General features: G+C 60.9%; 11 protein-coding genes. 6 read left to right on the plus strand and 5 right to left on the minus strand.

All coding sequences use genetic code 11. From position 1 onward, the window contains the following. The first annotated feature begins 512 nt into the window (after window positions 1-512). Both ASG92_RS05845 and ASG92_RS05850 read left to right on the plus strand, forming a co-directional pair. On the plus strand, window positions 513-1,547 hold the full coding sequence (locus ASG92_RS05845) for a DUF4192 domain-containing protein (protein ID WP_240987026.1): 1,035 nt from the start codon (window positions 513-515) through the stop codon (window positions 1,545-1,547). A 102-nt stretch (window positions 1,548-1,649) separates the two neighbouring features. Beyond that, on the plus strand, window positions 1,650-1,913 hold the full coding sequence (locus ASG92_RS05850; protein ID WP_056625772.1) for a hypothetical protein: 264 nt from the start codon (window positions 1,650-1,652) through the stop codon (window positions 1,911-1,913). Window positions 1,914-1,991: 78 nt separating this feature from the next. On the opposite strand, the gene ASG92_RS05855 is transcribed toward ASG92_RS05850, so the two are convergent. Together ASG92_RS05855 and ASG92_RS05860 are read right to left on the minus strand one after the other, a co-directional pair. Then, window positions 1,992-3,401 carry a hypothetical protein gene (locus ASG92_RS05855; protein WP_056625775.1) on the minus strand — a complete coding sequence of 470 codons (1,410 nt, stop codon included), beginning with the start codon at window positions 3,399-3,401 and terminating at the stop codon, window positions 1,992-1,994. A 125-nt stretch (window positions 3,402-3,526) separates the two neighbouring features. Then, complete coding sequence (locus tag ASG92_RS05860) at window positions 3,527-4,609, minus strand: protein kinase (protein WP_056625779.1); 1,083 nt, start codon at window positions 4,607-4,609, stop codon at window positions 3,527-3,529. A 494-nt stretch (window positions 4,610-5,103) separates the two neighbouring features. Between ASG92_RS05860 and ASG92_RS05865 the strand changes: the two genes are divergently transcribed. The 3 genes from ASG92_RS05865 (at window position 5,104) to ASG92_RS28145 (ending at window position 11,360) form a co-directional block, all read left to right on the plus strand. Beyond that, window positions 5,104-5,619, plus strand: coding sequence for a hypothetical protein (locus ASG92_RS05865; protein WP_056625782.1), 516 nt, complete (start codon window positions 5,104-5,106; stop codon window positions 5,617-5,619). A gap of 1,594 nt (window positions 5,620-7,213) precedes the next feature. Further along, window positions 7,214-10,780, plus strand: coding sequence for a MobF family relaxase (mobF, locus tag ASG92_RS05870; protein ID WP_240987027.1), 3,567 nt, complete (start codon window positions 7,214-7,216; stop codon window positions 10,778-10,780). A gap of 22 nt (window positions 10,781-10,802) precedes the next feature. After that, window positions 10,803-11,360 (plus strand): hypothetical protein, encoded by a 558-nt coding sequence (locus ASG92_RS28145; RefSeq protein ID WP_157372114.1) that lies wholly within the window; start codon window positions 10,803-10,805, stop codon window positions 11,358-11,360. 274 nt (window positions 11,361-11,634) lie between these two features. Here the strand turns inward: ASG92_RS28145 and ASG92_RS05875 are convergent, their stop codons facing one another. Further along, window positions 11,635-12,162, minus strand: a complete 528-nt coding sequence (locus ASG92_RS05875; RefSeq protein WP_157372115.1) for a hypothetical protein — start codon at window positions 12,160-12,162, stop codon at window positions 11,635-11,637. A 304-nt stretch (window positions 12,163-12,466) separates the two neighbouring features. Next, window positions 12,467-12,688, minus strand: a complete 222-nt coding sequence (locus ASG92_RS05880; RefSeq protein ID WP_056625790.1) for a hypothetical protein — start codon at window positions 12,686-12,688, stop codon at window positions 12,467-12,469. A 31-nt stretch (window positions 12,689-12,719) separates the two neighbouring features. Here ASG92_RS05880 and ASG92_RS05885 point away from each other — a divergent pair, with 31 nt between their 5' ends. Continuing rightward, window positions 12,720-13,025, plus strand: a complete 306-nt coding sequence (locus tag ASG92_RS05885; protein ID WP_157372116.1) for a hypothetical protein — start codon at window positions 12,720-12,722, stop codon at window positions 13,023-13,025. A 1,058-nt stretch (window positions 13,026-14,083) separates the two neighbouring features. On the opposite strand, the gene ASG92_RS05890 is transcribed toward ASG92_RS05885, so the two are convergent. Then, on the minus strand, window positions 14,084-14,599 hold the full coding sequence (locus tag ASG92_RS05890) for a single-stranded DNA-binding protein (RefSeq protein WP_056625795.1): 516 nt from the start codon (window positions 14,597-14,599) through the stop codon (window positions 14,084-14,086). Between the last annotated feature and the right edge of the window lie 50 nt (window positions 14,600-14,649).

Below are 14,649 nucleotides of genomic sequence, written 5' to 3' on the forward strand. Positions count from 1 at the left end.
TGTCTCACAACAGTGTTGTCAGAACTTTCTAACCCCACAGCGCGACAGTGGCGCTGGACCGCTACTTGGTGTGCCTGGCCCGGCGAGTCCTGCATGGGCGGCGTAACAAGGATGTCGACGCCGTGACTGAACCTGCCAGAAGCCATCGTGACCTCTCCCGGCCCTCAGACTGCGCGCTTCCGCTGCAGCTTTAGACAACTCCACCTGCGTCATGCTGCCCCTGCCCGGCAGGTCTATGAATGACCAGAAGCATCATCGCTGTTTGTCATTCTGATATTCCATCATCGCTGGGCGGGCCCTCCGCGCAACCAGGGCGCCCTGCGCCGGCCGCAAATCAAAAGTTTCGTTCGGCGCTCCTCCGTCGCTTATCTCCTCACCAAACTTTTGATGGCGGCCGGTTCCCCAAGTTGCACTCCGGACCCTCCTACCCAGCGGTGATTGCCCCTATCAGAACGGCACCCACATCCCAACGACCACAGTCAGGCCAAGAAACAGGTCAAAGAAGCAGGACCATGGAAACGCTCACCATCAAATCCCCCGCAGACTTGCTCAGCTTCATCGGACACAGCCTCGGCTTCTGGCCGCACGAGAGCCTGGTCTGCATCACCGTCGACACCAACCGCATCGGGGCCACCCTGCGCGTGGACCTCCCCCGGCACGACGGCGGCGAGCTGGGCTACGCACGAACCGTCGCCGGCTATCTCACCCACGATCCGAACGCCACGAGCGTCCTCTTCGCCCTCTACACCTCGACACCCTGGGAGGCCGGCCAGCCGAAACCCCGCGCAGCGATCATCGCCGCCCTGACCGGCGTCCTGGCCGAGCGCGGCATCACCATCAGCGACGGGCTGCTCGTCGGGGACCAGACATGCACCCAATACGACGGCGACCCCCGGAGCAACGCCGCGATCCCCCTGACCGCTACCCAGACCAACGCAATCAACGCCGAATTCATCTACCGCGGCAGCAGCGTCGAAGAAACTGACCGGATCACGTTGCCCGCCCCGACAAAAAACGCAACCCAAGGTGCCGCCGTCAAGAACCACATGGAGACAATCCGGGCCCTGCCCGGCGACGAGGCGATCGACCAGGCCCGAAAACTCTGGGCAAGCATGCTGGACACCAAAACCTACCCGACCGACGACCAGATCATCAGTCTGATCGCCAACTTCCAGTTCGCAGGCATCCGCGACCATCTCATCGCAGAAATCCCGGGCATCAAGGAACCAGCCGAACAAGTCCTCTTTGCCCAAACACAGGGCAAGCCGCAGTGGTTACGCGTCGAATGGGCCCAGCAACTATTGCTCCATGCCTACACCAGAACCAACGACCATCGCGCTGCCCCACTGCTCACTGCCCTCGCGTACATCAACTGGTGGGAAGGCCGTGGAAGCAAAGCCCACCAATTCCTCCAGCTCGCGCTCGAAGCCGACCCTGAATACCGGCTCGCCAGACTCAGCGACCGAATGATCGGCTGCGGAATAATCGCCGGCTGGAGCACAGACAAGAACACCGCTTACCGGCCTCAAGGACTTGAAGGGCCCTGAGGGACCTGTGCATCCGGACCGTGCTCAACGGGCTGTTCGAGCGAGGTCATGTTCTGGATACCGCCACGGCATGGAAGAAGTGCAGGCTCAGGAGGGGAAATAATGACCGAAAATCAGACCAGGCCGGGTTCCCGTCCCCCGGAGCCGCGGGCAAATCCCAAACGCGTCGGTAAACAGCACCAAGCTGCCCGGGACGCAGCTGCTGGCCTGAATGAAGGGCGGATTCTCTCCGAACGGATCGGCACTGATGGAGCGACGCCACCACGGTATTACGACTACTACAGTTTCATGTCCCTCGCCGATTTCATGACCTGGATCCAGAAGAATGACGGCAGCGAACCGGGGATCTCGTATTCGTGGCGATGACCCCTTGGCGAGCCTCAGGAGCCGCCGGCCAACGGGAGCATCCCTGCCGATGTTGTGCTCAGTTGCCTACACCGGACGTCAAGGGCGACCTGGCGGCTCGGTCCCCTCACGTTTTGCCGCGATCGGCCTCGCCTCACCGGTGTAGGAAATTGCTTCTGAAAGCCGAGCCAAAACCACCTCTGCATCGGAGCTGGGGGCATGGCCGGCAAGCCTAGCGGCCGTGTTGACTATTTCAATTGCACTAGGCGTTTTGGCACGGACTTCTTCTCTGGCCCAGAAGCTGGCTGCAAGCGCAGCCTTATCCGGCAGTCCGAGATCGAGGCACGACTGGACAGCTTGCCTGTAACCTTCGCGACCTGCTTCCACCGAGCCGCCCCTAAATGCCACCAGGCCGCGGGTCGCTGAGTAGACGGCCGATTCCTGAGCATCTTGGGGAGACGGACAGTCAGCGAGGATGGCCGCGGCCTCCTCGTACTTGTCTTGGTTGGCTAGGGCGAAGGCAAGGTTATTGGCAATTGTCGCGTCCTGGGGATTGGCGAGCCTGCCAGTTCGCGCTGCCTGTTCCGCGATGTCATACCGTTCCGCGCCAACGGCTGCTACGTATGAGAGGAAAGTGGCCGGTTCCACTGCGAATGGCTGGTCGTTTTGCCACTTGAGTCCGGAGTCCATTGCCGCAGACCAGTCCTTCCGCCAACGTGCTTCAATGGCTTCTGCTTCAAATCTGCGTTCGGGCTCTTTAACCGGTCTGATAGTGAAGCCTCCCCGTTGGGATTCAAAGGCTATTTGCGCAGCAGCGTTTTCCGTCGGTTGCGGGCGGGCCTGATTCAGGAACTTTCGTGCCCTCTTGTCGCGGCCGCCGTTAAACTCCGCGTGAGCGACAGTGCAAGCGAGCTCGCTGAGTTCCCACGCGGAGAAATTCCCTGAGGCGAGGACCAAAAGGGCTTCCTTCATGGAGGACGGAGCGCTCCCGGCAGCTTCGTCGCTCGCGATCTCTGCTGCAAGGATCCACGGATCCGACGACCCTTTCGCATTTTTTAAGGCGTATTGCGCCGCTTCAGGGTCCTCGATGTGCATGAAGAAGCGGACGGCTGATCTCAGAACGAATCGGTTGAGGGGAGCCAGAGTCAACGCCGTCGACAAGGACCTTTTGGCTTTGCCGGGTTGACCTAGAAGTGTCTGCGCGAGAGCGAGATCCACCCACTTAGTGGGGTTGTGGGGCCTTCTCCGAAGCTCGTCTCTAATACTGCCAACGGCGGCGTTGCGATCTTCAACCCGGAACCACGTTTCGTCTCCGGTCATGGGGATTTGCTCCAAGTGCCGTCTGACTTGGGCCGCCGCCGCAGCCAGCAAAGAATTTGTGTTGGTGGACTCTATGAACTCAACGACGGGCCGCAAGGGTGCGGGGTCGTCAAGGCTGAATGCGAGGCCTAGCGCGTCAGCCGCCCTGTGCAGGGTCGGTGCTGCATTGAATGCGTAAAGGGCCTCCATGTCCGGGAGACGTCTGGATGGCCGACTGGGTAAAGAGTTAGATGCGAGTTCGCCAAGGGCCGCCGACACCCGGAAGGGGCGCCAACGCGGCACGAGACTTCGCTCGTCCATTCCTTGAGATGCCGTCACGCTGCTGCGGCTCCCGAGTAGCGGACTTCGGCCATGTGGGCCAGCAAATCCAGCTGAGACACGATGCGGTTCAAAGCATAAGGCTGATTAGCCTTGCGGCTCGCGTGATGCCCCCGTTGTTCCAGATCTGGGTCAGTAAGGCAAGAGATCAACTTGATCAATTCGTCCTTCATGTCGTCCTTCATCGAGTACCGGAGGTCGTTCCCCAAGGCATCCAAGGCAGTCGCGTGCGCAGCTTGTACATACGGAAGCGCATCCTTGTAGGAGCCGCGCCAGTTCTGTGGTGAATGGGTTGGGTCAAGGAACGTATGTAGGAGCGCGTTCATCGTTACGTCGCTGAGTACGAACGTCAGGAGACTGCCGAGCTGGTAGATGTCGCATGCAAGTCGACGTTGCTCGAAGGAAGTGGGTATCTCGCCGAAGCACTGCTCGGGCGGGGCGTAGGAAGGATCCCCCGCTATGACATAGCCATCGTGAATCGCAGACCTTTGTTGGTCTGTCGCGCGGCCGAGATCCCCGATCTTGGCAGTGCGGCCAAGATCAGGGAGAGGATTGAAGACCAGCAGGTTGCTGGGCTTGATGTCCTGATGCGCCACCTGTATCGAATGGAGCTGAGCGATTCCATTCGCTGCGTTGTGAACCATTCTTAGTCGGACGGCAAGCTCGAGATCTCCAACGTCGTCAAGCAGGCCTCGGATATCGCCGTCTGCCCGTTCAAAGATGATGAAACTGACAGGAAAAGAGTGGGTTGGCGGTGCGGGAAGACTGTTGTGGTGGTAGGCCGCTACCACGCGAGATAGGCGACGAGAGGTGCATTTCTGGACGAGTTCACGCTCGAAGTTGTACGCCTCGGTGATCTCCTGCATAAAGCGTGTAGGGTCTGGGCTCCGGAAAATCCCTTCGTAGTTGATGACCTTGACGAATCCCTTCCGGCCATCAGTGTTCTTTGCTAGGTAACCGAGCGAGAAGTTGCCTCCGGTTGCTCCGATAGGTCTGGGAAGCGCCTCCTCGATGGTCCAGCCCTCGCCTAGGTCGAGACCAACTAGCGGTTCGATTGGTACCGACAAGCTCGATGACATGCTGCTTCCCCCATCGTTTGGGCGCCGGCCATGCGATGGCGCGGCGCCGAAGAATTCTAATTCTAGGGGAAGCCCACCGGCGCGGAGCATCACGAGTCAACCAAGAGTTGGTCGACGTTAGACGTCACCTACAGCCAGTAGCTTTTAGTCGTGGGTCCAGTACCTGTTGCCCTGCAAATACGGCAGTTGTGCAGGCGGGCGTAGACATTTTGGTGTCCGAAGTCCCTGCACAAAGCTTCATTTGGTTCAGAAGTCTCCTGCACAAAAAAATGCGCAGGAGACGTGGCCGGGTGGGTTTAGAAGCTCTGGAGTTCCTTTGCCGTCACCGTCTCTGGAGACCTGGGAGGAAGCTGCCGGCACAGGATGGAGCGCATGATGTCGGTGGCTTTGACTATCGAGGCTGGAGAGCGGTCCACCGGAACCAATCCGACAAACCGCTGAATTGGCTTTCGGCAGCTACCATCGACGCTAAAGACAAAGCATATGGGGGAGAAATGACCGAGAACGACCCTGCCGCGCTGCACGCCGAATTCGCGGAGCGGCTCAAGGAATCCGTCGCCCGCCGCAACGCAGAGCTGGCCGCACTGGATCGCGGCTACTCCGCCATTCTGGCCACCCTGACTCCTGACATCGCCGCTGCCTATAACCGATGCGCCGCGGCACGCACCATGGCGGTTCTCCGATATGCCGAAGCCATCAGCAGCATCCAGTCCGACTACGCACAGGAGGCACGACTTGGCGCGCCGCAGCTCCCTGCAGTGGCCCCAGCACGGGAAGGGTACCCGGCCCCGACATCCCCACTTACTCCAGGCGGGGCCGTTTCCTCCTCATTGCCCAGCAGGAGCAGGCGCAAGCAGTCATCAATAGCGGCACCGTTTGGGGAGAGGCCCACTCCGATATGGCGGATCGCGGCGATGGCAGTGGGCGGGCCTCTCGCAGCGGCGGTCGCCCTGGTGGCAGCGGCTGTTTTCCTAGCTCCGGCCAGCAGTTCCCGCCCCACCACCAAGTGACCCCGACGACGATGGCACGCCAGCCGGTCCCGACAGTTCCCGAGCTCTCACCCGTCAACAACATTCAGTCCCAGCTTGCCACCAAACTAGTATCCGCACTCAGTCGCGGCGGCAACGGCACGGCCATGGAGATCGTATCCCCAAGTGTTTCGTTCCACTACAAGGGTGTGATGTTCGCTTTAGAGGGGTGCAGGCTGACTACAGCTGGGTATTCATCCGGTTCAGGATCCGAGTTGAGCGGGGAGATGACTTGCCGTGACAACGACCTCGTCGCAGTGGATGTGACGTTCGATGCGAACAGTAGGGTCACGAAAGTCTTAGGCCAGGGCGCGAACAGGGCATTCGATTCCACAGTGACCGCAAACCGCATCTACTAGCTTCTCGAAGCGGGCGAGGACGAGTCTTCAATAAGCAGATCACGATGGTATGGCGGGCTTGTCTTCACTCAGACTGCCGCATTGCCCCCTGATATGCGAGGATTATGCAACGCAGGCAATATCGATGCAGCAGCAGGGGAGGTCATGGGCCTGGGCCTCGGAACCGCCTTCATGTGCTCCATGGTGCGGCAATGAACACCCGCTCATCGTCTGACAGATACCGCGCCGACATGGTTCGCACCGGCACCACAACGAGGGCGGGTACAGCCTCTGCCGGCTCAACCCGCCAACGCCCGTACGGCCGTTCAACCAGCGGTCGCCTATGCGCCGGTGCTTCCGAGTTTGAATGCCCTGTCGCATCAGCTGAACATACCGTTTGCGGACCTGGCATGAATTCCGTGGGGGCCACCCCAAAGCGGCTAACCACGCAGCCGCTCATATTAGCCCGGCTAAGGCCCACAGCTACATCCATCGCCCGATTCACCGCCGGTTGTAATGGCCGCCACATCTGTCGCTTAGCGCCTCGTCCAATAGCCGTTCGACTCCGCAGCAGCCTCAACGGCTCGGAGCGTCCCCAACCCTTCACACCTCTGGCATCCAAGGTCGCCACCGTGAGATGGGACTCACGGCCGGTCATGTTGCGGTCGGAAGTGGCGTTGATGAACGATCGTGATCAGGAAGATTTGCGAGGAATGCCAAGTGGGCTTCGAACCGTCTCGCAAGACGCAGCGGTTCTGTTCGACTCGCTGCGCCGACAGGCAGCGCGACCGCCGCCGTCGGAATCGGACTCGGGCAAAGTCCCTCCGAGGCAAAGAAAACTCCAGCGCCGAAAGTCCAACCGCTTCAAATGCTGAGCGCGCTGCCGAATCCACCGCGGAACTACGCGCCACGAGAGAACAACTCGATGCGACAACTAAGCGCTGCCAACAGACCATCGATGCTCTATCAACAAGGCTGCGAGCCCAGTCGTCGGATCTTGACCGCCTCGAGGCAGAGAACACCGAGCAACAGGCACGCGTAAACCTCCTCCAAGCGGAAGTCGCTCGCCTGAAACGGGCTCAGCGAATCAATGTCCAGGATCTTGCCCACGTCGCTGCCAGACTCGTCGCCCTCGCACAAGCAAAAGGCCTCCCACTGGACGCCACAACGAGAGACCTTCTCCGCCGTCGAGGGTGGATACCTTCCAGGCGCCCAGCCGGAGCACGACGGCTATGACCATGTCCATCGCCCGGCTGTCTGCGCAGGCCGGCCTGAAATACCTGTTCAAGACCACCATGATGGACGACCTGACCATCGCTCCCCCGGATGCCACCACGTACTACATGAAATCGGGAACGCCTCCGGGTCGCTGGGTCGGCTCCGGCCTCGACGGCATCAACCGCACAATCGGGGACGCGGTCACGGAAACCGACGCCAAAGCCATTTTCGACCTCGCCGTCCATCCAGACACGGGCACCCATCTCGGCCGGCCCCATGGCCAGCCGACGCTCGTCCAAAACAGCCAGGGCCAGGCATCCACCCGCCAAGCCGTCGCCGGTTTCGACCTGACCTTCAGCGTCCCAAAGTCCGTGTCGGTCCTCTGGGCGATCAGCCCCCGCGCCGTTCAGGACCAAATCTTGCAGACCCACCATGAAGCCGCTGAGGCAACCCTGAAATGGCTCGAGGACTTTGTCATCCACACTCGCGCAGGGCGAAACGGCGTCGCCCATCTCGGCACCCGTGGCGCCATCGCCGCAGCCTTTGACCACTGGGAGTCGCGCGCCGGAGATCCACAACTCCACACGCATCTGGTCATTGCCAACCGCGTCCAGCGCATCAGCGACGGCGCTTGGGTCACGCTGGATTCCCGGACCCTCTACAAGGCGACTGTTGCGGCCAGCGAGCACTACAACGGCCTACTCTTCGATGCTCTCCAACGCCAGCTCGGCACTGATACGGACATCCGCACACCGGCCACGAAGACACGCAATCCCAGCCAACAGCTCACCGGCGTCGACGACGCACTGATCCGCGAATTCTCCAACCGCTCCCGTCTCATCGACCTCGAAACCGACCGTCTCGTGGCCGAATGGACCCGGGAGCGCGGTACCCCACCAAGTGCAACGACTACCGTCAAGCTCCGACAGCAGGCAACACTCTCGACGCGCACTCCTAAAGCGGAAGCGATCGCGCCGCTCCACGAGCTCTCCGCTCAGTGGCAGGAGCGCGCCGTCGCCAAGGGATTTGAACCGGACCTGGTTCTCGCGTCGACCATCCGACGCTCGCACGCCAGCCCGTTCCGGGCATGCGACTTCACCGCGACCTGGATCGGTGCCGTCGCGTCCCTTACCCGCGAGCGCGTCGCCACCAAGCGGGCGACTTGGAACCGGTGGAACCTGCTGGCAGAAGCTGAACGTGTCTGCGCCGAAATCCGCTGCCGTACGCCAGAGGACCGCAACGCTCTGATCGACGCCGTCGCCTCCGCAGCCGAAGCCCAATCCGTCCCCTTGAACACCTACCGCTACGGTGTGCCCGCCGATGCGCAGCCTGACCTCCGCTACGCGAACAAAAGCATCTTCGACTTCCATGGGTCCCGCCTCTACACTGACGCGGCGATCCTCGCCAGTGAGGACGCCATCATGGAAGCCAGGAACGACGACGGCGGTCCGGCCGTGCGCGACGCCGTCGCTATGGACTCACTCGCCAACTACAAACACCGCGGCAGCCTTGAGCTCCACAACGACCAACGCGCGGCTGCAGCCAAGGTCTTGGTAACCGGCAATCGGCTTGACGCCATCGTCGGGCCCGCGGGCACCGGCAAGACCACCGCGCTCAGCGCGGTCAAGGCTGCTTGGGAAGCAGAATTCGGAAGTGACAGCGTGATTGGGCTGGCACCGGCAGCCGCGAGCGCAGAGGTTCTTGGCCGCGAGCTGGCAATGACCACGGAGAACGTTACCAAGTGGCTATATGAAGCCGTCGGTCAGGGAGCCGGCAACCGGGCGCTCCAGTTTTTCGATGCGGAGCAACGCCTCCGTGACAACGCGGCTGCGACCAGCCCGCGAGCAACCCGTTTGGTGCAACGGGCCGCCTGGCTGGCTGCAGAGCAGGACAAGTGGCAGTTCCACCCCAACCAGCTCATCGTCGTCGACGAAGCGTCCATGGTGTCCACGCTTCAGCTGTCCGCACTTGTACGCCAGGCCAAAGACGCTGGTGCCAAAGTCCTTCTCGTGGGTGATCCAGCCCAACTGGACGCCGTTGATGCCGGAGGGATCCTCGGCTGGCTCGATCGCCAAGGAAAAACGGCCCGGCTAAGCACCATTTGGCGGTTCGAGCAGGCCTGGGAACAACGCAGCTCTCTGAAACTGCGCGCTGGCGACTTTGCTGCCATCGCCGACTATGACCTACACCAACGGATTCGGCACGGATCCTATCTCGACATGGTCGACGAGGCCTATCTGAACTGGCATACCGATGTTCTCGCCGGAAAGACGTCCGTCCTCATTGCCCCCGACAATGACACTGTCGGCATGCTCAATGAACGTGCCCAGGCAGACCGCGTAGTCCAAGGGACCGTCGATGCAGAACAGACAGTAGCCCTGAGTGACGGTCTGCGTGCCGGCCGAGGGGACATCATCATTGCTCGCCGCAATGACCGGTCCGTCACTGATGGCAACGGCGCCTATATCCGGAACGGAACCATGCTCGACGTCGTCCGTACACGGAGTCGCGACGGATCCCTTTGTGCAATCCGCCGGGATACCGGCGTTGCCGTCACCCTGGACCGCGCCTATGTTGAGTCCTCCGTCGAGCTGGGATATGCGACGACTGCCCACCGCTCTCAGGGCATCACCGTGGATACCGGCCACACTGTCGTAACGCCTGGCCGGCTTACCCGTGAACTTCTGTACGTGAGTATGACGCGCGGACGTGTCGGCAACTACGCGTATGTCGGCGAGAGCGATCCGCTTGAACACGAGCCTTTGGATCCCTCCCTGCAATCGTCATGGCGGGAAATTTTGAGCGAGGTCCTGGCCGCCGAGGGAGCCGAACGGACTGCCCACGAGGTCCGCGAAGCGGAACTTTCCAAACGAGACAGCTTGGAACGGCTCAGCGCGGAGTTCGACTATCTTGCCCAAATCGCAGCCGCCGAAGATCTGACCGCGTTCCTCGAAAGTCACGCACCCGGAAGAGTTGGCGAGTTCCAACAATCTCCAGCGTGGGGTGCGGCTGTCGCAGCTTGGCGCAGGTCGGCATCCACCAGCCGTCATAGCGCCCAACGGCTCGCAGCAGATGCATTGGCAACCCCGAAGGCTTCGCGAGATCCCGTGGCGGTCCTTCACTCCCGGCTCCGTAGGTTCTTGCCCCAGATGCGCTCCGACGCGCCTGACCCACTGGCTGAGGCCATCCACACCGACCGTACCGACCTCGCCGACATGATCTCCCAAGTAAAGGAGCGGGTGCAGCAAAGGGCAGGCCAAGTCACTATCGAGGCGCTGATGGCGGATGGCGAATGGAAACAGAACCTCCTCGAGATGCTGGACCCTGACGTCCATCCGGACGACGCAACCCGGGTGATTCGCCTGGCTGCTATCTATAGGGACAGCTGGGGCATCGAAGATTCGCCGGTTCCGTTGGGACCCGTCCCGGCGGAATACGAATGGGAAAAGCAATCGCAGTTCGATAGCATTCACAGCTTCATTGACCAGCTCGCCGTGTCGTCCGTCACCCAGCGGCAGCCTGAAATGTGGATTGACGAGCCGCTCGCCCCGGAAGCCGGCCTTATCAATGTCGGTTGGCAGCTCTAAACTGAGGGCGACAGGGCAGCCTATGAACTCAAATCCAGTCATCAAACCGAAGGTTGCGACACCCGCTCTGACTCTGGCCAGCGCGGCGGTCTTGATTTTTGTTGCCTATTTTGCTGTCGCCATTGCTACGAGTTCGCCTTTGAGCGGCCCCTTCTTGCTTGGAGATCTTGCCGCGCTCGTGGCGGTCGTTGTTCTGGGCTGGGTCTGGTTGGTCCGCTCGCGCCGGCATACGGCATGGATGACTGCGGCTAGGGAAAAGTGGAACCAATTCGACGACGCGAAGCGAACCCACCGTACGACGACGGAAGTCACCGTGGTCAGCGTCGATGCCCTCGAGCCAACCGGATCCTGGATCACCATCAATTGGAATCGCTTCAACCACGTACAGCAAGCATGGATCGAAGCTCTGCCAGAACCTATCTGGCCCGGATCCGTCTTACTGATTTCGCCAGACCCCGACCAAGTGGGGCCAGGCGCACCATGGCCGCAAACCTACTACATCCAAGCCCCGAGATGTCTTGCCTGGGCACCAACAAAGCGGCCCGGCCACTTCGGAAAGCACGGCCTTAACATGAGATGAGGACAGCTACTTGCTCTGTTGTCGTCTACCAGCAGTTGACGGTGCAGATGATGTTCACCGCATCAGCCGCTCCCTTGCGAACACTGGAGATGGTACCCCTCCGCCGCGTTTCGCAGCCGGAACACTGGGTTTGGCAGGCAGCGGTACTGGACATGGGCATCTACGCCCGGTACAGCCAACACCAGCGGAACGTGGCAGGTCAGCCCGCGCGGACTAGAGAAAGTTTGGGCGATCATACGGGCGGCTGGGACCCGGCCCTGCGCTCTGCGGGTAGTTACGCCGGGTACTTCCACACCCATCCGCCGGATCCATCTGGGTCGAAAGCGACTTCTCCGGCGGGAGTGGTGACGTCCAAAATGACTAGGCCGTTCAGCTTTTCTCCTTTGCCGATGTAGTCGGGCAGGAGCTGGGTGTCGTCGGCGAGGCAGCTGTGGTCAATTGAGGAGTCGATAGCGTTCATCCGGGTGCCGTTGGCGGCATAGCCTTTCCAGTAGTGCGGCCCGAAGCTGATCAGGCCCGGCTGCGAATTGACCGACAGCGGCCCGGAGAACTTGGCTGTGGTGGCAACCTGAAGGGACACCGCAAGGGCGGTCCCCTTCGGTGGCGTCGCGTACGGTGCATCACACGTGATCGGCTTGATTGACGTGACCTTGAAAGTCATCGTCGGGACATCACTTTCTGGGTCGGTCATGAGCGTCGCCGCTTCGCCGATCTTCTTGATGAGCTGCCCGCGGTCGTTTTCGTTGCGCGTGGCAGTCGGCGTCGGCGTAGGGCTTGGACTCCCCGCGGGGGCAACGGACACGTTGGGCGCCGCCTGGGGCTGCGGCGAGGAACACGAAACGAGGGCGAGAGCCAGAAGCGCGGTTCCAAGGACAATCCGTGAAGTATTCATTTTTCCCCAGTTGAACAGAAGGACGATGAGACGACTGTCATCGTAGCCATTGTTCCGGAAGGATTTGAACCATGACGGCGCCACTGTGGGCCTTCGCCTCAATGCCTGGTCCCATCAGCCGTCATCTACGGGGCTTCACTCGCGCGGGCCGCCCACGGTGCGACCGCAAGCTACTTGCTGTCGCCAACCCGTGAAACGCGCACTCGTCAACTGCCTACTGGCGCTCGTTGCCCAGCGTCCCGTTCGTCTGCGGCGTGTCGCACTCCAGGACGATAATGGTGTCATCGATCTCCGAGAGATTAGTGGTGACGCCGTCGCTACGGCTGACGCTCATCAGGAAGTCGGTATCTACCAGCGGGAGCTCGAATGACCATGGGCCGACCGCGGTGAGTTCGCCGCCGCCGCCGAACAAGTGAGTAGCTATCCCTCTTGTCATGCAGCCTCAGGCGGGGTCCGTAGAAGCCGCATTGAGCAAGCTCCGTTATAAAATCGATGCCGGTCAGGGAATGCAAGGCATCGGTGCCGGCGTGGCCTCCGTAACCCAGACAGTCATGCTTCCAGTTGGCCTTACCCTGCCTCCCGTCATTACGGTCCAGGACGCCGCCAACGTGGCGGGCCGCGCATCCCTTCCGACGTTCTACGTCAACGGCACAACGGAAGCTCAGCTCACCCTAAAGATGCAGACCTCCGATAATGCGAATATCGGAACCCGTTACAACATTGTGGTGAATTGGATTGCCACTCAGCGCCGTGTGATTAGCGCCACTAGTTAGGAATATTACGATTCCTCGAGGCACCCTTTTCGTCTCCTGAAGGGTGCCTTTGAGGGATCAAATGGCACCCGCGACACGCCGTCTTTGAGACGACACGCTGGCGTTTAATTGTGGCTAAGTACTCCACAGGGTGTGGATTTCGTCCTCGAAAAAGCCGGAATTCCGGACATTTTGAGAGACCGTGCCTGTGGATTAAAGGTGCATTAAATGACATACTTGTAATACATCATCTTGGGGTCCCGCCGGGGGTCGTGCACTACATGTAGTATCGACATTAGTCCTTCGGGGCATGAAGAAAGCCCCAGGGACAATCCCGTTCCTGAGGTTCGGGGCTATCGACTGAGGCTCTTCGTATCCTTGGCTGGGATTACACGAGCTTACATCCAACGGGACCGTCCGGCGCAAGTCACCGGCGTGTCCCTCGGAGAGTCGAGGCCAAACTATCTCCTGAGGAGGAGACCGCTTTGACCGACTCACTCAAACCCGGGCAGGATGCTCCGGCATCGGGCCTTTACTCCATCGTTGGCCCTCGCGGAGGGGATACGGGACAGCAGCGCACCGTTGTGATCAATGAACCCCTGCCGCCCACTCCCAAACCGGGACAGCGGTATGTTCTGGACGTACCGGCGAGGAATCGCGCGGGACGGGGCGGACAGTAACCGCGTTCCGGGAGGGCCCTTCCGCGGACCTTCCAGACGATGACGAACAACAGTTCTCCTGGGGTTCTCCTGACCATCCTCATCCGTTCACGAAGGCCTACCAGCCAGAGACCGGCACCTGCCATCGTGACCTCTGAGTAGCACCAAGCAAGGCCCCGCCCAAAAGCGGGGCCTTGCTTTTCCCCCGAACCTTAACCTGGGGATACGGGGCAACGTTAGACAGGCAATCTAATCCGGCCAGAAGACCTCCAGCTATGCCAGCAAGAATTAGGCGCGTGCTTTGCAGCGCGGACCTCCGCCCTCGGAGCCGATGACGTTCTGACGAAAACTCTCCTCATGGAGTCTCTCGTGAGAACGTCATGGGTCGAGCACGATCACGATGTCGGTAAGAAGCGCCGTTCAGAAGGTCATCTCATTCCCCTGCGCCGGCGCGAAAGGGGGCACCACCACCGGGTTCTTCGTCGAAACGCTGTAGGCCGGCGCAGACACCACCTCCACCGCAGCTGATGCCTGGACGCCAGCCTCAACCTGAGCATCAGCCCCAGCGACCGCAGTGTGCGACGACCGCTGATAAGCGGCAGTACCAAACCGCAGATCCGGTCCGATCGTGTCCGCAACGATGCGTCGCGCCTCGCGCCGCTCCCCATCCTTCTCGTACCCGCGGAATTCAAGCTCGCCGGCAACGGTGACGGGGTCCCCCTTCTTCAATGAATTCGCAGCGTTCTCTGCCAATGCCCGGAAGGCAGAGACATTGTGGAAGACCGGTTCGCCATCATGCCAGCTACCGTCCGGACCCTGGATGCGCTGGTTCACGGCGACTCGAAGCTTCGCATGGGGCACACCGGATTCCCCGTATGTGAGTTCGGGGTTGGCGACGAGGTTGCCAGCGATGCTGATCGGGATTTTGGTGCTCATAATTCCTGTCCTTTCTATAGCCAACGGGACTCTCCCGTCGAACAGATAAA

Source organism: Arthrobacter sp. Soil736, from assembly GCF_001428005.1.
In the GTDB taxonomy this organism is placed as follows: domain Bacteria; phylum Actinomycetota; class Actinomycetes; order Actinomycetales; family Micrococcaceae; genus Arthrobacter.